Below are 20,109 nucleotides of genomic sequence, written 5' to 3'. Positions count from 1 at the left end.
CCATGCGGTGGTCAGTTGTAGCGTGCGGTGTTGCGCGGCACGTTGGCGCCGATCACGCCGAGCGGATCGTCGGTGATGATGCTGGTGAAGCCGGCGGTGACCTGCGCGCGGAAGTTCGGACGGTCGTCGGCGGTCTCGTTGCCGAAGTACTTGGTCCGCGTCAGGTAGTCGTCCAGCGACGCACAGCAGGTGCCGTTGCTGCGCACGTAGTGCTGGCCGTCATGGCTGCTGAGGCGATACTCCGGCACCGGCGAGAACGCGCCGATCGCCTGCTTCTGCGCCTGGTTGTCGGCCAGCAGCTCGGCGGTCGGGTCGCCGCGACGGGGCTGCTTGTTGCCGATTTCCAGCCAGGCGAAGCCGTTCTGCCTGCGCACTTCGGTGATCCAGCCGCTGACGCGGCACAGCGGCGTGTTGGGCGCGGTGGAGCCGCACAGGCCGACGTAGTTGTCGGCGATCCTGTCCATGTCGCCGGCGTAGACGGTCGGTGCGAACGGCACGCCCTTGGTGAAGCGGGTGATGTCGCTCGGGGTCTTCGGCAGCAGCGAGGCGCTGAACTTCAGCACCACCTGGTTCTGCATCTTGAACGCATTGACTTGGTCGGCCGCGCGCGACACCGCGTCCAGCGACTTCAGGTCCAGCACCACCACCAAGTGGTTGGCGTAGTGGCTCACCGCGTCCAGTGCGACGCCCAGCGAGGCCGGATGGTCGTTGGTCTTGGCGAAGTTCTTGTCGCGCAGGTACAGGTTGATCAGATCATGGCTGCTCAGGGTCCGGATGTCCGGATTCCAGCCGGCCGGATTGCTTGCCGGCTGGAAGATGTTGAAGCCGGGGTTGTGGTCGATGACACGGCCGGCGTTCTGGTCGTGGAACAGCCAGAGCACGCCATCGGACGCCTGCTTGACGTCCAGTTCGATCGCTTCGATGTCGCGGTTGTAGGTGTCCAGGATCGAGCAGGTGGAGTTCTCGGCGCAGCCGCTGCCGACCAGGCCGCGATGCGAGATCACCACGACGTCGGCGTGATTGCCCTGGTAGGGATGCTTCATCACGTTGAGGATATGCGCCGGGTTCCAGTTGCTGGCGGCCGACGCCATGCCGGACAGCGCCGTCAGCGACGCGCAGGCCAGCGCCAGGGCGAGCGCCTTGGCGGGTTTCTTGGGCAGTTTCATGTGCTCTCTTCCGTTCGGGGGTTGATGGAATGAAGTGAAACAGGCGCAGCGCGCGGCAACCGCCGTGCCCGTGGGCGCGGTCGTCTGTAGCGCAGTGCTCGAAGTGACGGGCATCGTCCTGGCGTTGCATGCCGCCCGTCTGAAACTGGACTCCTGGCGACGCTGCGCGTGGCCATCGCGCGGCATCGCCACGATTGGGACCCAGACCGGCTACCGTGGCGTGTCCGCGCCGTGCAGGTAGCGTTGCAATGCCAACGGTTCGTCGGTCTGGATCATGCTGACGTCGTGCTGGCGCAATCGGCCCCAGACCGCGGCCGGATCGCGCAGCGCGCGCTGGTCGGTGTAGTCCGCCGACAGGCGCATCGGTTTGCCGCTGGCGATGTCGTTGGTCATGGTGTTGACGAACAGCCGCGTGTGCGGCGCCAGTACGCGTTGCGCGATGTCCAGCACCGCCGGGTCGTCGAACATCAGCTGCACCACCGCCGGCTGCAAGCTTGCGGCACGGCGCAAGGCCTGCTCGGGCGGCAGCGCCGAATCGCGCTGCAGGTACAGCGCCTGCACCGCGATGTCGGCGTTGCGCGCGCGCTGTAGCACTGCATCGGGTACGTCCAGCGGTACGTTGAGCAGCACGTCGCGTTGCGCACCGGCGGCCTCCACCGCGTCGATCACCTGCTCCAGCGCCGCCGCCTTGATGTCGAGGTTCACCAGCACCTTGCCGCGCGCCAGGGCCAGCGCCTGCGCCAGCGTCGGCGGGTGCCGCGCGGTGAGCGCGCTGCCGCCGCCGCCCTGGCTGCGCACGCGCAGCGCGGCGATCTGCGCGGCGTCCAGCTCGGCCACCGCGCCGTGTCCGTCGGTGGTGCGGTCCACGGTGGCGTCGTGCATCAGCACCAGCGCGCCGTCGCGGGTGGTGCGCACGTCGATCTCGACCATGTCCACGCCGCGGGCGATGCACGCGGCGATGCCGTCCAGGGTGTTCTCCGCGGTGAAGGTCCAGCAGGCGCGGTGCGACACCACCAGCGCCGGCCCGTGCGGATCGCGCAGGCGGTCGGGCAGGCTCGGCGCCGCCATGGCCAGCATCGGCAGCGACAGCGCCGCGCCCATCAGCAGTCTCCGGCAGCGCATGCTCACCATCTCCAGGTCAGCGAGGCGTTGTAGGTGCGGCCGAAGATCGGGCGCGCGTAGATCGCGTCGGCGGTGCCCTGTCCGGACAGCGTGTCCACGCGCGCATTGCCTTCGGTCAGGCCGAGCGCGTTGCTGATGTTGGCCGCGTGCAGTTGCAGTTCCAGGTGCTCGCTCAGCCGCGCGAACAGGCCCAGGTCGTAGGTGGTGTAGGCGGGCAGGGCGGTGGCGTTGGTGTAGTCGACGTAGCGCTGGCCCATGCGATAGGCGGTGGCCGACAGTTCCACCGGCCGGCCGTGGAGATCGAAGTACAGGGTCGGGCTGAGCGAGGCCATGAACTTGGGGATGCGCGAGATCTGCTTGCCGTCCAGGTCGCCGTAGCTGGCGCCGGTGGTCGCATTGCTCAGGCTGCGCGTCTGCGGATCCTGCAGCGTCGCCGAGCCGGTGATGCCGAACAGCGGCGACGGGCGCCAGGTGAACTCCGCTTCCAGGCCCAGGGTGCGGGTCTTGCCGACCAGCGCCAGGCTCTGCACCGCGCCGCTGCCGTCGAGCACGATGGCGTTGATCGACAGGTCGTTGAAGCGGCTCCAGAAGCCGACCGTGGAGAACGAGACGGTCTCGCCGAAGTTGCCGCGTAGGCCGGCTTCGGCCTGGTCGATGTCGGTGACGTCGGCGTTCTGGGTCTGGTAGACGTTCTGCAGCCGCGGCAGCCGTTGCGACTGGGTGTAACGGGCGAAGGTCTGCACCTGCGGGGTCAGCGCGAACTCGGCGCCGAGCGTCCACTGCGTGGCGTGGCGATGATCGGTGCGCGGACTGAATGCGCCGCTGAGGCCGCCGACGTTGTCGTCGGCCAGCGTGGTCGGATCGCCCAGGTTGCGCGTGGTGTTGGCGTACACGCCGCCGTTTGCGTTGTAGCGGGTGTAGCGCACGCCGGCATCCAGGCCGAGTCGGCCCAAGCGCACCGAATCCCACAGGTAGGGCGACAGGTAGGTGCCGTTGGCGAAGCCGCGGGTGACGCCGTTGCCGTAGCGCACGAAGCCGTTCTGCGTCACCGCGCCGACCACGTTGCCGGCGGCGTCGTAGGCCAGTACGTCCAGGCGCTGCGCGTGGTTCTGCAGCGTGGTCAGCACGGTGTTCTGCAGCCGGTCCTGGCGGTATTCGAAGTGCTGCACGTTGAGGCCGGCAGTGAGCGTGTGCTGGCCCAGCGCAGTGTCGTCGAAGGCCTTGCTCAGGCGCAGGTCGTCGGACAGCGTGCGCAGGTGGGTGCGCGCGTTCCACAGGCCGCTCTCCAGCACCAGGCCGTCGGCCGCGGCCGGATCGTAGGCGGCGCCGGTGCGGGTGACGACATAGCCAACCCCGGCCACGCCCGTGCCGAAGCCGCTGCGCGCGCGCCCGAGCTGGGTGGCGAGGTAGGCGTTGGCGTCGTAGGGCGCGGCGCCGGAGAACAGCGCGGTGTAGTCCACTTCCGCATCGACGAAGCGCATGCGGTTGTCGAGGGTCAGGCCGTCGCCCAGATCCCATTCCAGGTGCGTGCCGAGCTGCTTGACCTTGCTGTGGATGCCGTCGGCCAGGTCGAGGTTGCGCGCCAGCGGGCCGTTGCCGTCGAAGCTCAGCACGGTGGTGTGGCGCAGGTCGTCGGACAGCAGCGTGCCGTCCAGCGGATCGATCAGCGCCGACAGCGACTGCGACGGATTGCGCGGGTCGGCGAGCGGGATCGGATTGTAGAAGGCGGTGCGGTCGTTGAGGTATTTGGCGTCGACGTCGAGTACCGCATCGCCCATCAGGAAGGTCAGGTTGCCGCGCAACTGGCCGCCCTGATCGGCGGTGTAGCCGGTGCGGCGCAGACCGTCGTCGCTGCGGTGGTAGCCGCCGATGCTGTACAGCACGTTCTCGCTGAGCGGGCCGGCACTGTAGGCGTCCTCGCGGCGCAGGCCGTCGCTGCCCACGCTCATGCGCAGCGCGCCCTCGGGCGTGGCGGTGCCGTGGCGGGTGATGGCGTTGACCGTGCCGCCCGGCGCGTTGGTCGCGAACAACGGCGAGGTGCCGCCGCGCACCACTTCCAGGCGCTCGGTCATCATGTCCAGCGCGAACAGGGTATCGACGTTGAAGAAGCTTTCCTGCGGCTCGTCGAACAGGCTCAGCCCGTCTTCCTGGTACTGCACGTAGTACCAGCCGCCGGCCGGCAGGCCGCGCACGTACAGGTTCTGGCCGCCGCCCTGGCCGCCGGAGGGCTCGGCGGAGAAGCCGGGGACCGCGCGCAGCATGTCCACGCTGCTGGTTGGGGTGCTGCGCTCCAGGCGTTCCCTGGACACCACGCTGATCGCGAACGGCGCGTCCTTCTGCGACTGGCCCTGTGGCGTACCGGTGACCACGATCTGGTCCAGGGTAGTCGCGTCGGCCGATGGCGCCGGCGCGTCCTCGGCATGCACGGTGGCGGCACTGCCGAGGATGGACGCGAGTGCCAGCGCCAGCAGGCTCGGGTGCGGATGAACGGTACGCATGAAGGTCCCCACAAAATAATGTGGGATTAATACTATTTGTGATGTATGAAACTTCTATGTCCGCATGCTAGGTTGTAGCAGTCCGTGCATCCATCACGATTTCCATCCACCTGCCCATGCCGCATCCCGCTTTCCCGCCACGCGTCAGCGCCGGCGGCCGCCAGTTGCTCGACCGTGTGTTCAAGACCGGGGTGCAGACCCAGGCGGCGCTGAGCCGCGACCTGGACCTGTCGCAGCCCACCGTGGCGCGCCTGCTGCAGGGCTTCGTGCAGGACCGCATGGTCCAGCTCAGCGCCCGCGCCGCCGAGGGGCGCGGCAATCCCAGCGTCGACGTGCGGTTGGCGCCGGACTACGCCTATGCCTTCGGCATCGGCCTGATGGGCGACGTGGCGGCGCTGGCGCTGGTGGACTTCGCCGGCAACGTGCGCGGCCAGCGCCGCATCGGCCTGGCCGACATGCGCCGCGCGCCGGTGCTGGCGCAGTTGCAGCGCTTCCGTGACGAACTGCTGGTCGAGACCGGCGTGGACCCGGCGCGGGTGGTCGGCATCGGCATGGCGATCTCGGCGTTCTTCACCGGCCAGGGCCGGCAGATGGCCGGGCCGCCGACGCTGGAGGACTGGACCCAGGTGGACCTGGTGCCGATCGTGGAGGAGGCGCTGGGCGGTCCGGTCACGGTCGAAAACGACGGTGCCGCGGCCGCGGTGGCCGAGAGCCTGTACGGCGTCGGCCGCGAGTGCCGCGACTTCGTCTACCTGCATCTGACCAACGGTTTCGGCGGCGGCATCATCGCCGATGGCCGGCTGTTCCGCGGTTACCGCGGCAATGCCGGCGAGTTCGGCGGGATCTGGACCGTCGCCGGCATGGCCTATCCGAATCTGGACGCGTTGCTGTCGCTGGTGCGCGCCGCCGGCCAGGACTATGCCGGGGTCGAGCAGATGCTCGGCGCGATCGAGGCGCACACCCCGGGCGTGGAGGCCTGGCTGGACATGGCCGAGGCACCGTTCTCGCAGCTGTGCGCGTATCTGGCCTATGCGCTGGACCCGCAGGCGATCGTGATCGGTGGGCGCCTGCCGCCGGCGCTCGGCGCACGCCTGATCGAGCGCATCCGCATCCCGCGCGCACCCAACCGGCACGGCCTGGCACCGCCGTTGCCGCAGCTGTGCATCGCCCGTACCGTGGGCGACGCGGTGACCCTGGGCGCGGCGCTGATGCCGCTGCAACGGGCCTTCTTCGCTTAGGACAGGCGGGGGGCCGGGCGCGATGCGCCGTGCCCTGTGTGCACCGCGCCGATGCGATGCGGCCGACGATCCGCGTCAGAGAGGCCGCCTGCGTTGTGTCGCGGGCGGGTGCCGCGCGTGCGCCGGCCATGTCTCGACGCCTCACCCGCTGCTGGCGTTCGCCGCCATGCCGGCGCCGACCGGCAGCGATCGGCCGCGCCCGGTGAGCCGGGCCAGCAGCAGGCACAGCGCCCCGCACAGCAGCGGGCCGGCCGCCATCGCCCAGCACAGCAGCACGCAGTGCCCGTTGCGGTAGGCCAGCGCGTCCAGCAGCAGGCCGATCAGCACCACCCCGGCCGCCAGCGCGACCTGCGCGGCGGCGGTCAGCGCGGCGAAGCACAGCGCGTGCTCGGCGACCGCACGGGTCGCGGTGCACTGCGCATGCCAGGCCCACACCAGTTGCCCGCCGCTGCCGCCGATGGCGCCGATGCAGGCCGCCGCGGCCAGGCTCAGCAGCGGCTGCGCCGGCAGCGCCAGCGCGAACAGCGGCGCGCTCAGCAGCAGGGCGCTGCCGAGCCAGGCCAGGCGCTGCGGCGGCGTGCGCTGGCGGCCCCAGCGTGCGGCCAGCGGCTGTACCAGCACGGTGCCGAGCGCGTAGGCGATCAAGACCGCACTGCCCCAGCCGGGCGACAGCAGGCCGTAGGCGGCCACGTACGGGGCGAGCTTGGTGAACGCGGGCAGGGTCAGCGAGACCGCCGCGATCAGTACCAGCGGCTGCCAGGGAATCGCGCGCCAGGAGGGCGCCGCTTCGGCCACGGCCAGGTACCCGGTGGGGGTGCCGGCGGGGGCCGGGTGCGCCTCGGCGTGGCGGCACAGCACCCGCCGCAACCGCCAGGCGCACAGCATCGCCAGTGCCGCCAGCACCGCGCTGGCCTGCAACGCCAGGCCTGCGCCGTCGGCGCCGCGCGCCAGCACCGCGCCGACCACGCCGCTGATCAGCAGCGCCGCCGCGCCGCTGCCGACCAGGCGCAGCGCGCTGGCGCCGTCGTGGCCGCGCCAGGGCCACTGCGCCAGGCTCAGCAAGGTGTTCTGCGCCACGTCGCAGGCGGCGTAGGCCAGCCGGAACAGCAGGCTCACCACCAGCACAAAGCCCAGCCGCAACGGCGGCGGCAGCAACGGCGCGGCGAACACCAGCAGCAGCGCCAGCGCCGCGGCGGCCACGCCCTGCCATTGCAGGCGCCCGGCGCTGCCCACGTCGCGCAAGCGCCGGCGCAGGCCCCAGCCGGCGCCGAGGCCGATCGCGGCGCTGAGCAGCAGGCCCAGCGCCAGCACCAGCCCGGCGGCGAGCGCACGCAGGCCCGCATGCTCGGTCAGCGAGTAGATCAGCAGCAGCTCGCCGGCGTACCACAGCAGGCTCTTGCCGAAATGCGCCCCCGCATACGCCGCCAGGGCCGCTTGCGGCAGGCGGGGCAGCGTGGACGGGAGCGAGGGACGCGGCATGCCCAGGCTTATAGCCGCGCGATGCGACAGCACCAAGTCGGCTGCACCGGCTTGCTAGGATCGGGGCCGCTGATCCCGGCCGCCCAAGGAGTCCGCCGATGTCGCTGTCGCCGTCGTTGCCCCGGCTGCTGTGCCTGTGTCTTGCCGCCTGCAGTGCGCCTGCCGCCGCGTCGGTGGCCGCGCGTCCGCAGGCGGTCTACCAGCTCTCCGCTGCCGATCTGCTGCGCCTGCTGCGCGGCGATGCGCAGGCCGCGGCGCTGCCGCTGGCCGGCAGCGCCGCGCAACGCCGGGCGCAGGCGAACGCGATGGCGCGGCTGTACATCGCTGGCGTCGCCGATGCCACCGAGGGCCGGCAATGGTGCGCTGGCGAGCAGGGCGTACTGGCGCACGAACTGGTCGATCGCGTGTTCACCGCGCTCGCCGCGTTGCCGCCGGCACGGTTGCGGCAGCGCGCGGCGATTCCGGTCGGAGAGGCGCTGCACGCGGCGTTTCCCTGCGCGGCCCGTTGAGGCGCGCCGCGCGCGCGGCAACCGCGCCGGGATTGAGGACGACCGCCGTTCGCTGCACGACGTCGCGCCGTACGCGTCGGCGCGGCGGTGTGCCGCTGTTCGCCGACTGCCTGCCGACTGACCGCGCGCGACGCGCCCTACAGTTGCGCCGCCAACCGGCTGCCCTGGGCGATGGCGCGCTTGGCATCCAGTTCGGCGGCGACGTCGGCGCCGCCGATCAGGTGCGCGCTGCGGCCGGCGGCCTGCAGCGCCGCGTGCAGGTCGCGGCGCGGTTCCTGGCCGGCGCAGACCACCACGGTGCCGACCGGCAGCACCTGCTCGGCGCCGTCCACGCGGATGCGCAGGCCGGCATCGTCCACGCCCAGGTATTCGACGCCGCCGAGCATGGTCACGCCCTTGGCCTTGAGCGTGGCGCGATGGATCCAGCCGGTGGTCTTGCCCAGCCGCGCGCCGGGCCGGCCCGGGCTGCGCTGCAGCAGCCACACGCTGCGCGCCGGCGGCTCCGGGCGCGGCTTGCACAGCGCGCCGCGGCCTTCGAACTGCGGGTCCACGCCCCATTCGGCCATCCACCGTGCCGGGTCCAGCGCGGTCGATGCGCCGGCGTGCACCAGGAACTCGCCGACATCGAAGCCGATGCCGCCGGCGCCGATGATCGCCACCTTGTCCGCCGCCTGCGCCCGGCCCTGCAGCACGTCCAGATAGCTGACCACGCTGGGATGGTCGGCGCCGGGGAAGTCCACCGCGCGCGGCACGATGCCGGTGGCCAGTACCACCTCGTCGAAGTCGGCCAGCAGCGCCGCATCGGCGGTGGTCTGCAGGCGCAGGTCCACGCCGGTGGCCTCGAGCTGGTGGCGGAAGTAGCGCAGCGTCTCGTGGAATTCCTCCTTGCCGGGAATGCGCTTGGCCACGTTGAACTGGCCGCCGATCTCGCTGGCGCTGTCGAACAGGGTGACGCGGTGGCCGCGTTGCGCGGCCACGGTGGCGCAGGCCAGGCCGGCCGGGCCTGCGCCGACCACGGCGATGCGCTTCGGCGCACGGGTCGGCAGGTAGTTCAGTTCGGTCTCGGCGGCCGCGCGCGGATTGACCAGGCAACTGGCGGTCTTGTTCTCGAACACGTGGTCCAGGCACGCCTGGTTGCAGGCGATGCAGGTGTTGATCGCCTGCGCCTGGCCGCGTTGCGCCTTGTTCGCCCATTCTGGGTCGGCCAGCAGCGGCCGCGCCAGCGACACCATGTCGGCGCCGCCGCCGGCGAGGATGCGTTCGGCCACGTCGGGCATGTTGATGCGGTTGGTGGCGATCAGCGGCAGCCGCACGTGCGGCTTGAGCTTGGCGGTGACCGCGGCGAAGGCCGCGCGCGGCACCGAGGTGGCGATGGTCGGCACGCGCGCCTCGTGCCAGCCGATGCCGGAGTTGATCAGGGTTGCGCCGGCGGCCTCGATCGCCTGCGCCTGCGCCACGATCTCCTGCCAATCGCTGCCGTCCTCGACCAGGTCCACCAGCGACAGCCGGTAGACGATGATGAAGTCCGGTCCGCAGGCGGCGCGGATGCGGCGCACGATCTCCACCGCGAAGCGCATGCGCTTGGCCGCGTCGCCGCCCCAGGCATCGGTGCGGCGGTTGCTGCGCGGGGCCACGAACTCGTTGATCAGATAGCCTTCCGAGCCCATCACTTCGACGCCGTCGTAGCCGGCCTCGCGCGCCAGCTTCGCGGCGTGCGCGTAGGCGTCGATCTGGCGTTCGACGCCGCGCGCCGACAGCGCGCGCGGGGTGAACGGGTTGATCGGCGCCTTCAGCTTCGACGGCGCCACCGACAAGGGGTGGTAGGCGTAGCGCCCGGCGTGCAGCAGCTGCAGGCAGATCTTGGCGCCGTGCGCGTGCACCGCAGCGGTGACCTGCCGGTGTGGGCGCACCTCCCAGGGCCAGGACAGCTTGCCGCCGAACGGCTTCAGCCAGCCGACCACGTTCGGTGCGAAGCCGCCGGTGACGATCAGCCCGACGCCGCCGGCGGCGCGCTCGGCGAAGTACGCGGCCAGCTTGGGGAAGTCGCGCGCGCGGTCCTCCAGGCCGGTGTGCATGGAACCCATCAGGATGCGATTGCGCAACGTGGTGAAGCCCAGGTCCAGCGGGGCGAACAGGTGCGGATAGGCGGCGGGGGCGGATTCGGGCTGGCCGGAGGCGGGCGACATGGCGTGGATACGCAGGCGTACGGAAGGGCGCAGGGTGCCGTGAAACTTGGGTTACGGCAAGAGGGACATTGCCTTACGTGTCCTTGCGTGCCTTTACGGTGACGTCGAGGTTGCCTTCCTTCTGGCGCTGCGATTTGAAGCATGAAGCTTTGAATCAAGAGCAAAAGCTTCCGCTGGCGCGGGTCACTTTTCTTTGCTTGTGCAAAGAAAAGTAACCAAAAGAAGCGCTTCACCACAGCCGAAGGCTGGTCAAGCACACCCCGCAGCACGCCCTCCGCGCTGCGCGCTCCGGGTCCGCAGCCACGACGGGGATTCGCGGAAGGGGCATCCTGCCCCTGCCGCGAACGGCGCACATCCATGTGCGCCGCCCTTCGGGTTTTTCCCCGCCGCGTCTGCCGCGCTGAGGGGACCCGGTAGATCAAAAGCACAGCAAAGGCAGCAGCAACAAAAGCAGCAACAACAAAAGCAGCAACAGAAGCAGAGCTATCAGTCACGTTCGGGCGATGACCGCTAGGCGCGCAAAGCTGGGCGATCGCACCCGTGTTCCAGTCACAGCGTGGCCCACTCAGCCCCAGCCGACCAGCGCCAGTTTGCCGATGGTGCTGCCCGACTCCAGGCGCCGGTGCGCCTCGCGCAAGGTGGCGGCGTTGATCGGGCGCAGTGTCTCGGTCAGGGTGGTGCGCAGTTCGCCCGCGTCCACCAGGCTGGCGGTGCGCGCCAGGATGCGGTGTTGCTCGATCATGTCCGCGGTGCGGAAATGGGCGCGCGCGAACATCATTTCCCAGTGGATGCCGATGGACTTGGCCTTGTACGGGTCGCCGATGTGCAGCGGCCCGCTCGGCTCGACGATCAGCCCGACGTGGCCCTGCGGCGCCAGCAGCTCGCCCAGCGCCTGCCAGTAGCGGTCGGTGTCGGCCAGGTTCAGCGCCGCTTCCACCTGGTCGATGCCCAGCGCCTGCAACTGCGCTGCCAGCGGCTGGCGATGGTCGATCACGTGGTGCGCGCCGAGCTGCAGGCACCAGTCGCGGGTCTGCGGCCGCGAGGCGGTGGCGATCACCTCGAAGCCGGCATGCCGCGCCAGCTGGATCGCGATCGAGCCGACCCCGCCCGCACCGCCGATGATCAGCAGGCGGCGGCCGCGGTTGCGTTCGTCGTCGAAGTCGAACGGCATGCGCTGGAACAGCAGCTCCCAGGCGGTGAGGGTGGTCAGCGGCAGCGCCGCGGCCTGGGCGAAGTCCAGCGTGGCCGGCTTGCGCGCGACGATGCGCGCATCCACCAGCTGGTACTGCGCGTTGCTGCCGGCGCGGGTGACGTCGCCGGCGTAGTAGACCTCGTCGCCCGGCTCGAAGCCGTCGACGTCGGGTCCGACCGCCTCGACCACGCCGGCGGCGTCGTAGCCCAGCACCTTGGGCTGGCCGTCGGTCGCGGTCTTGGCGCGGACCTTGGTGTCCACCGGATTGACCGACACCGCCTCCACCCGCACCAGCAGGTCGTGGCCGCCGGGCGCGGGCGGCGTCGGCAGCTCGAGGTCGCGCAGCGACTGGGGATCGTCGATCGGCAGGGGGTGGAGAGTGGCGACCGCTTTCATGGAGGCTCCTGGATGTGAGGGAAAGGAGGGCGTGGCCACGGCTTAGACCGGCCGCGGGTTGCGCTCGGCGAAGCCGCGCTGGTGCCAGTAGGGATAGGCCGGTACCGCTGCGCTGGCCGCATCCAGTTGTTGCAGGTGGGCGGCATCGAGGGTCCAGCCGACCGCCCCCAGATTCTGCCGCAACTGCTCCTCGGTCCGTGCGCCGATGATCACGCTGCTGACCGTCGGCCGCTGCAGCAGCCAGTTCAGTGCGATCTGCGGCACGCTCTTGCCGGTCTCGGCGGCGATCGCCTCGAGTGCGTCGAGCACCCGGAACAGACGCGCTTCCTCCACCGGCGGGCCGGCTTCGGTGACGGTCTTGTCGTGCAGGCGGCTGCTGTCCGGCAGCGGCTGGCCGCGGCGCAGCTTGCCGGTCAGCCGGCCCCAGCCCAGCGGGCTCCACACCAGCGCGCCCACGCCCTGGTCCAGGCCCAGCGGCATCAGTTCCTCTTCGTAGTCGCGGCCGATTAGCGAGTAGTAGGCCTGGTGCGCGACATAGCGCGACCAGCCATGGCGGTCGGCCATCGCCAGCGACTTCATCAGGTGCCAGCCGGAGAAGTTGGACACGCCCAGGTAGCGGAGCTTGCCGGCGCGGACTAGGTCGTCGAGCGTGGACAGGGTTTCCTCCACCGGCGTGCGCGCGTCGAAGCCGTGCAGCTGGAACAGGTCGATGTAGTCGGTGCCCAGGCGCGCCAGCGCCGCGTCCACTGCGCGGATCAGATGGAAGCGCGAGGCGCCGACGCTGTTGGGGACGTCGCGGTCGAAGCGGAAGCCGGCCTTGGTCGAAATCAGCACCTGGTCGCGGCGGCCCTTGATCGCCGCGCCCAGCACCGATTCGGCGGCGCCGCCGGAGTAGATGTCGGCGCTGTCGAACAGGGTGACGCCGGCGTCCAGGCAGATGTCGATCAGCCGGCGCGCCTGCGCCACGTCGGTGTTGCCCCAGGCGGCGAAGAACGGATCGCTGCCGCCGAAGGTGCCGGTGCCGAAGCTGAGGACGGGAACCTGGAAGCCGGAGGCGCCGAGGTAACGGTATTCCATGGGAGAACTCCTGCGTGGGAAAGGGAGAGAGGTCAGCGCGCCGCGGCGGGGGCGGCGGCGTCGGGAAGCGCAGCGGGGGCTGCGCCGAGCAATTGCGCGGCGGCGTCGGCCATGGCCGCGTAGCCGGCATCGCCGGGATGCAGGTGATCGCCCGAGTCGAACGCCGCCCGCATCCGCGTCGGGTGCGCGGGGTCGCGCAGCACTGCATCGAAGTCGAGGATCGCGTCGAAGCCGTTATCGGCGCGTAGCCAGGCGTTGACCTGCTGGCGCACGGCTTCCTTCTGCGCGCTGTAGTAGCCGGGGATCGGCGCGTCCGGCAGCGCGCCTTCGAACGGGGTGAGGGTGGCGCCGATCACCCGCAGGCCGCGCGCCTGCGCGCGCTGCAGCAACTGCCGGTAGCCGGCAATCAGGTCCTCGGCCGGCACCGGCGCATCGTCCGGGGCGAACGGCGTGGCGTACCAACTGATGTCGTTGATGCCCATCAGCAGGATCAGGGTGTGCACACCGGGCTGCGCCAGCACGTCGCGGTCCAGCCGCGCCAGCGCGTTGCGGCCCATGCGGTCGCGCAGCACGCGGCCGCCGGAGATGCCGGCGTTGAGCACCGCCACCCGCTGCGCCGCCAGCCGCGTGGCCAACTGGTCCGGCCAGCGCCGGTCCTGCCCCGGCGTCGAGGCGGCGCCGTCGGTGATCGAATCGCCCAGCGCCACCACCGCACCGGCGGCGTCGGCGCGGCGCACCTGGATGCCGCTGACGAACAGTCGCACCGGCAGCGCGCTGGCGCCGGCCAGCGCGGCGTCGGCGGTGCGCTCGCCCTCGGCCAGCCAGGCGCTCTGCAGGCCTTCCCAGTGGAAGGTGGAGGGCGCGGTCGGCTGCGGCAGGTACAGGCTGATGCTGAGCCGGGCCAGGTCCGGCACGGCCAGCGCCACCGGGTCGCTGAGCACCGGCGCGCCCGGCGGCACGATGACGTCGGTCTTGCCGCCGAAGCGCAGCGGCCGCTGCGACCCGGGCCGGATCGCCGCGCCGTCGCCGGCCAGCGCCAGCGACGCGGCGCCGATGTGCAGCGGCGTGTCGCCATAGGCGTTGCTCAGCTCCACGCGTACCTCGCTGCCGCCGAGGCTGACCCGTGCCACCTGGCGTACGGTCTGCCGCCACAGGTGGAACGGCGTCTGCGTCGGGAACGGGAAGTCCGCGCTCCACAGCGGCTGCGGGCTGGCCTGCCAGGTCGCGATCCAGTCGCGCGGCGCCGCGTCGGCCGCGATCGCCAGCGTGCCCAGCAGCGCCGTCGCCAGCGCCGCCTGCGCCCGGCTCATGCCGCACCGCCGGCGGCGCAGCCCGCGCCGGCGCTGGTGCCGGCCGCGGGGGCGGCGGTGGCCGGCGACAGCCGCAGCGCGCCCAGCGCCACCGCCAGGCCGGCCAGGGTCAGCAGCGCCGCCACCCAGGGCAGTTGCGACAGGCTGCCGCCATGGCCGAGCACCAGGCCACCGAGCCAGGCGCCCAGCGCATTGCCCAGGTTGAACGCGCCGATGTTCAGGCTCGAGGCCAGATGCCGGCCGGCCTCGCCGGCCTTGCCCAGCACCCACACCTGCAGCGGCGCCACCGTGGCGAAGGCGGCCACGCCGAGCAGGCCGATGCCCAGCGTCATCGCTGGCGGCGACGGCAGGGCCAGGGTCAGCGCCGCCAGCACCACGGCCAGCACGCCCAGGCTCAGCGGCAGGGCCTGCCGCGGGCGGCGGTCGGCCAGGCGTCCGCCCAGCACGTTGCCGACGATCATGCCCACGCCGAACACCAGCAGCAGCGCCGACACCGCGCTGTCGGCCACCCCGGTGACCTGGGTCAGCAGCGGTTGCACATAGGTGTACACGGCGAACACGCCGGCATAGCCCAGCACCGTCGTCGCCAGGCCCAACAGCACCGGCGCACGACCGACCGCGCGCAGTTCCTCGCGCAGCGGCACGGCCGCCGGCGCGGCGCGGTCGGCCGGCACCAGCGCGGCGATCACCACGGTGGCCAGCGCGCCGATCGCCGCCACCGCCCAGAACGTGGCGCGCCAGCCGTAGTGCAGGCCCAGCCAGGCGCCGGCCGGCACCCCGAGCAGGGTGGCGACGGTGAGGCCGGTGAACATGGTCGAGATCGCCGAGGCCTTGCGCTGCGGCGGCACCAGCGTGGTGGCGACCACCGCGCCGACGCCGAAGAAGGTGCCGTGCGCCAGCGAGGTGACCACCCGCGCCGCCATCAGCGCCGCGTAGCTCGGCGCCAGCGCACAGGCCAGGTTGCCGGCGGTGAACACCAGCATCAGCGCCAGCAGCACGCGCTTGCGCGGCCAGCGCCGGCTGGCCACGGTCAGCAGCGGCGCGCCGAGGAACACGCCCAGCGCATAGCCGGAGATCAGCAGCCCCGCGGCGGGGACGCTGACCTGCAGGTCGGCGGCGACCTGCAGCAGCAGGCCCATGATCACGAATTCGGTGGTGCCGATGCCGAAGGCGCCGGCCGTCAGCGCGAACAGCGCGATCGGCGTGCGGCCGGCCGCGGGCGGGTGGGGAGGCGGGGCGAGCGAGGCGGCCATGCGGCGGCTCCGGAAGTGGCGGGGAGAACGGCAGCCTAGGCCTGCAGGATCTTAGTAAAAACAGTAAAAATATTGAACGACTTTCAATAGAATCCACACAATGGACCGGATCGGCGATATCGCCCTTTTCCTGCGCGTGCTCGACCTCGGCTCGATCAGCGCCGCCGCACGCAGCCTGGACCTGTCGGTGGCGGTCGCCAGCCAGCGGCTGCAACGACTGGAACGCACGCTCGGCGTGCGCCTGCTGCACCGGACCACGCGGCGCCTGCACCCGACCCCGGAAGGCCTGCACCTGGCCGAGCAGGGGCGCCCCCTGGTCGAGGACCTGGAATCGCTGGCCGGCGGCCTGCGCCAGGCCGGCGCCAGCGCCGCCGGCACCCTGCGGGTGACGATGTCGGCGGCGTTCGGGCGCCTGTACGTGTCGCCGCTGCTGCCGCGCTTCATGGCGCTGCACCCGCAGGTGCGGCTGAGCGTGCACCTGAGCGACAACGTGGTGGACCTGGTCAGCGAAGGCTTCGACCTGGCGATCCGGATCGGCACGCTGCGCGATTCCAGCCTGGTCGCGCGGCGCCTGGCCGGCAATCGGCGCATGCTCTGCGCCTCCCCCGACTACCTGCGCCGCCATGGCACCCCGGCCACGCCGGCCGACCTGGCCGCGCACGCGTGCCTGCTGCTGACCGGCAGCGACGGCCGCCAGGACACCTGGCGACTGCAGGGCCCCGACGGCGAGATCGCCGTCCGCGTGGCCGGGCCGCTGGAGACCAACTTCGGCGAGGTGCTGCGCGATGCCGCGATCAACGGGCAGGGCATCGCCCTGCATTCGGAATGGCACGTGGCCGAGGACCTGCGGCAGGGACGGCTGCGCCAGGTGCTGGCCGACTACCCGCTGGCCGAGACTGGCATCTATGCGGTGATGCCGCAGCGCCGGCTGGTGCCGCCGCGGGTGCGCGCCTTCGTCGAGTTCATGCAGGCCGAACTGGCCGACCCGCCGCCGTGGGCGCGGCCGCGGTGAGACCTGGGTCGCCGTGTGGGCGGTTGTCTACGACCGCAAACGGTCATCGCCCCGCCGCATTGCGGGATTTCATTAACCTGTATAGGGTGTATCCACGGCCTGGCAGGGGCTGGCGTCGACTTTCACATGTTACGTGCTCGTTAACGCCATCTTCACTATGCCGCGCATAATGTGCGCGGCGATGGCGTGCGGAAACGGCCGTCTGGATGTGACGAGACATCTGTACTGAACCATGCCTCTACCGGTTTCTATCTCCCCGAAACAAGGAGTTGTATTAATGAACAAGAAAATTCTCACCGCCGCGTTGCTGGGCGGTCTGGCCGTCGCCCAGGCAGCGTCCGCGCAGGAATTCGACGACCGCTGGTACCTGACCGGTTCGGCTGGTTTCAACTTCCAGGACAAGGACCGCACCACCAACGATGCGCCCTTCGTCACCCTGGGCCTGGGCAAGTTCATCAACCCGAACTGGTCGCTGGACGGTGAGCTGAACTATCAGAACCCGAACTTCGACAAGAACCAGGACCTGAACTGGAGCCAGTACGGCATCTCGTTCGACCTGCGTCGCCACTTCATCCAGGAAGGCCGCGGCTGGAACCCGTACCTGCTGTTCGGCCTGGGCTACCAGCGCTCGGAAGAAGAGTTCGACACCGGCGGTCCGGTCTCCCCGGGCCAGCGCAAGGACGGCAACTTTGCCGCCAAGGCCGGCGTCGGTCTGCAGACCACCTTCGACAAGCGCGTTGCCGTGCGTGCCGAAGTGGCCTACCGCGCTGACTTCGACGACCAGAGCGTTGCCGCTCCGTCGCAGAACTGGTTCGGCGACGTGCTGGCTTCGGTCGGCGTCGTGATCCCGCTGGGCCCGCCGCCGGCTGCCCCGGTCGCCCCGCCGCCGCCGCCGGCCGCTGCGCCGAGCTGCGCCGATCTGGACGACGACGGTGACGGCGTCAACAACTGCGACGACAAGTGCCCGAACTCCCAGCCTGGCCAGACCATCGGTCCGGATGGCTGCCCGGTGCCGGTGTCGATCGACCTGAAGGGCGTCAACTTCGACTTCAACAAGGCGAACCTGCGTCCGGACGCCGTGGCGATCCTGAACGAGGCCGTCGAGATCCTGAAGCGTTACCCGGATCTGCGCGTCGAAGTGGCGGGCAACACCGACTCCATCGGTACCCCGGCCTACAACCAGAAGCTGTCGGTGCGTCGTGCGGCCGTCGTGTATGACTTCCTGGTCAACAACGGCATCGACAAGTCGCGTCTGATCGGCCCGATCGGCTACGGCGCTACCCGCCCGATCGCTCCGAACACCCTGCCGGACGGCAAGGACAACCCGGAAGGTCGTGCGAAGAACCGTCGTACCGAGCTGAACGTCCAGAACTAATCGGACGCTTCCAGTCTCAAGCAAAGCCCGGCCTCGTGCCGGGCTTTGTTTTTGTGGGGTGGGTGTTGCATCGTCCGCCGCCGGCGGAGGAGCGGCTTCAGCCGCGACGGGTGTTCCCGTGAACGCCTGTCGCGGCTGAAGCCGCTCCTGCGTGGGGGCTCCTGCGTGTTGCTGGCGTCGATCGCTGCCCCGAGACCTGTCCAAGCTGAATTTTTTCAGCAATCCCAATTATTTAGCGCATGTAGTGCCGGTAACAGTTGAAAGCGCGCCGGGGCCTGCCTACACTCGCTCGTCGACTCGCCTGAATGGAAAAAAACCGATGCTGCGTATCGTGACGGCCAGCCTGCTCGCGCTCGCCCTGATTCCTGCGGCCCATGCCGCACCGGATTGCTCCGGTGACCTGCTGCCCAAGCCGCTGGCGCTGCCGGCCACGGTCGCCGCGCCGGTCGCTTCGGAACTGTTCAGCCGCAACGTGCAGCTGGGCATGCCCAGCGGCGTGCTGACCCAGTCCTACAGCAGCGACCAGTCGCTGGAGCGCGTGCTGCTGCGGCTGCGCGCCGACGGTTGCCAGAGCCTGGCCAACGCCACCCCGGGCGCGGTCAAGCCGAACGACCCGGCCGCCTACAAGCCGACCACCGCGTTCGACAACACGCCCTGGCGCTTCGACATGAGCCAGAACGGCAAGCGCATGACCGCCGAGGAGTTCGACGCCTGGATGAAGGCGCGCGGCGTGCGCGTGGTCAAGGCGCGTCCGGCACCGGCTGCCGCCGCCGAGGCGCCGGCACCGGTCGACGTCAACAAGCAGTAAGTCCGGCGCGCGGCCGCCTGCGGCCGCGCCCGTTCGCGCCGTGCGAGGGACCAAGCCGCCGCGTTCCCGCCGTCCGGCGTCGTCCCCGGCGGCGCCCGCGCGTCCGCGCCCGCCCGCGAGCGGCGGCGCACCGGCCGCGCCGCGGCACGGCCTGGCGCGGACCCTGTCCAAGCTGGGCCTGTGCTCGCGCACCGAGGCCGCGCGCTGGATCGCCGCCGGCCGCGTCGCCGTCGACGGGCGCATCGTCACCGATCCCGAATTCCCGATCCTGCCGGGCCGCCACCGGCTGGCCGTGGACGGCGCGCCGCTGGCCGATACCGCGCGCCGGTACCTGATGCTCAACAAGCCGCGCGGGCTGGTCACCAGCGCGCAGGACGAGCGCGGCCGCGACACCGTGTACCGCTGTTTCGACGGCGCCGGCCTGCCGTGGCTGGCGCCGGTTGGGCGCCTGGACAAGGCCAGCGAAGGCCTGCTGCTGTTCAGCAACGACCCGCAATGGGCGGCGCGGGTGACCGATCCGGGCAGCGGCCCGGACAAGACCTATCACGTGCAGGTGGACGCGGTGCCCGACGCGGCGCTGCTGGCGCGGATGTGTGCCGGCGTGGTCGCCGAGGGCGAACCGCTGCGCGCCAAACAGGTGCGCCTGCTGCGCCACGGCGAGCGCCATGCCTGGCTGGAGGTGGTGCTGGACGAAGGCCGCAACCGGCAGATCCGGCGGCTGCTCGCCGCGCTCGGCCTGGACGTGCTGCGGCTGGTACGGGTGGCGATCGGCGAGCTGGCATTGGGCGAGCTGGGCAAGGGCGCCTGGCGCGAACTCAGCGCCGCCGAAGTCACCGCGTTGGCGCCGGCGGCGGACGCGAGCGCGCCGGCCGCGCGCTGAGCAGGGCGGCGACCACCTCGCGGGCGCACCTCGCGGGCGCGCGCGTCCTGTGGCTCGCGCGCATCGTGGTGGCGGCCCTTGGCGTGATTGCAGCCGGCACAGGTCAGCGCTAGGGCGTGTCGCCCATCCCCGAGTATGCCGCGTTGGGCCTGGCAGGCGCGTGGCTGGTGTTGCGTGGCGCAGCGCCTGACTGGCCGTCAGGTCAAGCCGCGCGGCGCCTGCCAGGCGCAACCCGAAGGGCCGCGCTTGCGCGCGCATGGTCGCGTCATCGCTCGGGCGTGGACGGACGCCCGCTTCTTCGCGCTTCCTTGCCACAGGCGCGCGCAATCGCGGCGCGGCATGCTCGGGGATGGGTGACACGCCCTAGGTTGTGCGCATCGTTGGGGGCGCCGCCGCGCTGGGCGCACAGCGCCGCGGCGGCGCGGCGTCCGAATCAGGCCTGCGGCACCACGTGTTCGAGCGAGCAATGGCCCAGCCGCTCGCCGTCGCCACGCCCTAGGCGCCGCCGGCAATGCAGGCGGCGGCTATGCCAACCGCCGGCCGCCGGCTGCGCCTGGGCGTCGGTCTGCGCCGCCAGCACCAGCCGTTGGCGCAGCGCGTTGCGCATC

The 20,109-nt window shown here is 71.2% G+C and carries 15 protein-coding genes and 1 pseudogene; 6 read left to right on the top strand and 10 right to left on the bottom strand.

What is annotated here, in order from left to right:
- Nucleotides 1–11 precede the first annotated feature (11 nt).
- The 3 genes from NKJ47_RS16810 to NKJ47_RS16800 all read right to left on the bottom strand — a co-directional run bounded on the left by NKJ47_RS16810 (nucleotide 12) and on the right by NKJ47_RS16800 (nucleotide 4,786).
- Nucleotides 12–1,166 (bottom strand): glycerophosphodiester phosphodiesterase family protein, encoded by a 1,155-nt coding sequence (locus NKJ47_RS16810; RefSeq protein ID WP_254458941.1) that lies wholly within the window; start codon nucleotides 1,164–1,166, stop codon nucleotides 12–14.
- A 210-nt stretch (nucleotides 1,167–1,376) separates the two neighbouring features.
- On the bottom strand, nucleotides 1,377–2,288 hold the full coding sequence (locus tag NKJ47_RS16805; RefSeq protein ID WP_254458940.1) for a glycerophosphodiester phosphodiesterase family protein: 912 nt from the start codon (nucleotides 2,286–2,288) through the stop codon (nucleotides 1,377–1,379).
- A 2-nt stretch (nucleotides 2,289–2,290) separates the two neighbouring features.
- Nucleotides 2,291–4,786, bottom strand: a complete 2,496-nt coding sequence (locus NKJ47_RS16800) for a TonB-dependent receptor (RefSeq protein WP_254458939.1) — start codon at nucleotides 4,784–4,786, stop codon at nucleotides 2,291–2,293.
- A gap of 116 nt (nucleotides 4,787–4,902) precedes the next feature.
- On the opposite strand from NKJ47_RS16800, the gene NKJ47_RS16795 reads away from it, so the two are divergent.
- The gene (locus tag NKJ47_RS16795) at nucleotides 4,903–6,024 is read left to right on the top strand and encodes an ROK family protein (protein WP_254458938.1); all 1,122 of its coding nucleotides are present in this window, start codon (nucleotides 4,903–4,905) and stop codon (nucleotides 6,022–6,024) included.
- 141 nt (nucleotides 6,025–6,165) lie between these two features.
- On the opposite strand, the gene NKJ47_RS16790 is transcribed toward NKJ47_RS16795, so the two are convergent.
- On the bottom strand, nucleotides 6,166–7,503 hold the full coding sequence (locus NKJ47_RS16790; protein ID WP_254458937.1) for an MFS transporter: 1,338 nt from the start codon (nucleotides 7,501–7,503) through the stop codon (nucleotides 6,166–6,168).
- 98 nt (nucleotides 7,504–7,601) lie between these two features.
- Between NKJ47_RS16790 and NKJ47_RS16785 the strand changes: the two genes are divergently transcribed.
- Entirely contained in the window at nucleotides 7,602–8,012 is a 411-nt protein-coding gene (locus NKJ47_RS16785; RefSeq protein ID WP_254458936.1) for a Rap1a/Tai family immunity protein, read from the top strand.
- Between the two features lie 137 nt (nucleotides 8,013–8,149).
- Here the strand turns inward: NKJ47_RS16785 and NKJ47_RS16780 are convergent, their stop codons facing one another.
- The 5 genes from NKJ47_RS16780 to NKJ47_RS16760 form a co-directional block, all read right to left on the bottom strand.
- Nucleotides 8,150–10,198, bottom strand: a complete 2,049-nt coding sequence (locus NKJ47_RS16780; RefSeq protein WP_254458935.1) for an NADPH-dependent 2,4-dienoyl-CoA reductase — start codon at nucleotides 10,196–10,198, stop codon at nucleotides 8,150–8,152.
- 565 nt (nucleotides 10,199–10,763) lie between these two features.
- On the bottom strand, nucleotides 10,764–11,786 hold the full coding sequence (locus NKJ47_RS16775) for a zinc-binding alcohol dehydrogenase family protein (RefSeq protein WP_254458934.1): 1,023 nt from the start codon (nucleotides 11,784–11,786) through the stop codon (nucleotides 10,764–10,766).
- Between the two features lie 42 nt (nucleotides 11,787–11,828).
- Nucleotides 11,829–12,863: an aldo/keto reductase gene (locus NKJ47_RS16770; protein ID WP_254458933.1), complete on the bottom strand. Its 1,035-nt coding sequence runs from the start codon at nucleotides 12,861–12,863 to the stop codon at nucleotides 11,829–11,831.
- A 32-nt stretch (nucleotides 12,864–12,895) separates the two neighbouring features.
- Complete coding sequence (locus NKJ47_RS16765) at nucleotides 12,896–14,173, bottom strand: SGNH/GDSL hydrolase family protein (RefSeq protein ID WP_254458932.1); 1,278 nt, start codon at nucleotides 14,171–14,173, stop codon at nucleotides 12,896–12,898.
- Nucleotides 14,170–15,426: an MFS transporter gene (locus NKJ47_RS16760; RefSeq protein ID WP_254458931.1), complete on the bottom strand. Its 1,257-nt coding sequence runs from the start codon at nucleotides 15,424–15,426 to the stop codon at nucleotides 14,170–14,172. The genes NKJ47_RS16765 and NKJ47_RS16760 overlap by 4 nt, the downstream gene beginning before the upstream one ends.
- A gap of 100 nt (nucleotides 15,427–15,526) precedes the next feature.
- Between NKJ47_RS16760 and NKJ47_RS16755 the strand changes: the two genes are divergently transcribed.
- The 4 genes from NKJ47_RS16755 to NKJ47_RS16740 all read left to right on the top strand — a co-directional run bounded on the left by NKJ47_RS16755 (nucleotide 15,527) and on the right by NKJ47_RS16740 (nucleotide 19,501).
- Entirely contained in the window at nucleotides 15,527–16,438 is a 912-nt protein-coding gene (locus NKJ47_RS16755; RefSeq protein ID WP_254458930.1) for a LysR family transcriptional regulator, read from the top strand.
- 277 nt (nucleotides 16,439–16,715) lie between these two features.
- Complete coding sequence (locus tag NKJ47_RS16750; protein WP_254458929.1) at nucleotides 16,716–17,813, top strand: OmpA family protein; 1,098 nt, start codon at nucleotides 16,716–16,718, stop codon at nucleotides 17,811–17,813.
- A gap of 319 nt (nucleotides 17,814–18,132) precedes the next feature.
- Entirely contained in the window at nucleotides 18,133–18,621 is a 489-nt protein-coding gene (locus NKJ47_RS16745; RefSeq protein WP_254458928.1) for a hypothetical protein, read from the top strand.
- Nucleotides 18,622–18,661: 40 nt separating this feature from the next.
- A complete protein-coding gene (locus NKJ47_RS16740; protein WP_429002447.1) occupies nucleotides 18,662–19,501 on the top strand; it encodes a pseudouridine synthase in 840 nt (279 codons plus the stop codon).
- A gap of 364 nt (nucleotides 19,502–19,865) precedes the next feature.
- Here NKJ47_RS16740 and NKJ47_RS16730 read toward each other — a convergent pair.
- Nucleotides 19,866–20,108 (bottom strand): annotated as a pseudogene (locus NKJ47_RS16730) (HNH endonuclease); the annotation flags it as partial.
- Nucleotide 20,109: the final 1 nt, after the last annotated feature.

It is taken from the genome of Xanthomonas sacchari, assembly GCF_024266585.1.
GTDB lineage: Bacteria > Pseudomonadota > Gammaproteobacteria > Xanthomonadales > Xanthomonadaceae > Xanthomonas_A > Xanthomonas_A sacchari_C.
Note: the sequence above shows the minus strand (reverse complement) of the source record. Positions and strands in the feature narration are given on the sequence as shown.

Coding starts and splice junctions, on each gene's coding strand:
- NKJ47_RS16765 (WP_254458932.1), bottom strand. CDS start 14,173: ATGAGCCGGGCGCAGGCGGCGCTGGCGACGGCGCTGCTGGGCACGCTG.
- NKJ47_RS16790 (WP_254458937.1), bottom strand. CDS start 7,503: ATGCCGCGTCCCTCGCTCCCGTCCACGCTGCCCCGCCTGCCGCAAGCG.
- NKJ47_RS16755 (WP_254458930.1), top strand. CDS start 15,527: ATGGACCGGATCGGCGATATCGCCCTTTTCCTGCGCGTGCTCGACCTC.
- NKJ47_RS16750 (WP_254458929.1), top strand. CDS start 16,716: ATGAACAAGAAAATTCTCACCGCCGCGTTGCTGGGCGGTCTGGCCGTC.
- NKJ47_RS16780 (WP_254458935.1), bottom strand. CDS start 10,198: ATGTCGCCCGCCTCCGGCCAGCCCGAATCCGCCCCCGCCGCCTATCCG.
- NKJ47_RS16760 (WP_254458931.1), bottom strand. CDS start 15,426: ATGGCCGCCTCGCTCGCCCCGCCTCCCCACCCGCCCGCGGCCGGCCGC.
- NKJ47_RS16785 (WP_254458936.1), top strand. CDS start 7,602: ATGTCGCTGTCGCCGTCGTTGCCCCGGCTGCTGTGCCTGTGTCTTGCC.
- NKJ47_RS16775 (WP_254458934.1), bottom strand. CDS start 11,786: ATGAAAGCGGTCGCCACTCTCCACCCCCTGCCGATCGACGATCCCCAG.
- NKJ47_RS16770 (WP_254458933.1), bottom strand. CDS start 12,863: ATGGAATACCGTTACCTCGGCGCCTCCGGCTTCCAGGTTCCCGTCCTC.
- NKJ47_RS16805 (WP_254458940.1), bottom strand. CDS start 2,288: ATGCGCTGCCGGAGACTGCTGATGGGCGCGGCGCTGTCGCTGCCGATG.
- NKJ47_RS16745 (WP_254458928.1), top strand. CDS start 18,133: ATGCTGCGTATCGTGACGGCCAGCCTGCTCGCGCTCGCCCTGATTCCT.
- NKJ47_RS16810 (WP_254458941.1), bottom strand. CDS start 1,166: ATGAAACTGCCCAAGAAACCCGCCAAGGCGCTCGCCCTGGCGCTGGCC.
- NKJ47_RS16795 (WP_254458938.1), top strand. CDS start 4,903: ATGCCGCATCCCGCTTTCCCGCCACGCGTCAGCGCCGGCGGCCGCCAG.
- NKJ47_RS16800 (WP_254458939.1), bottom strand. CDS start 4,786: ATGCGTACCGTTCATCCGCACCCGAGCCTGCTGGCGCTGGCACTCGCG.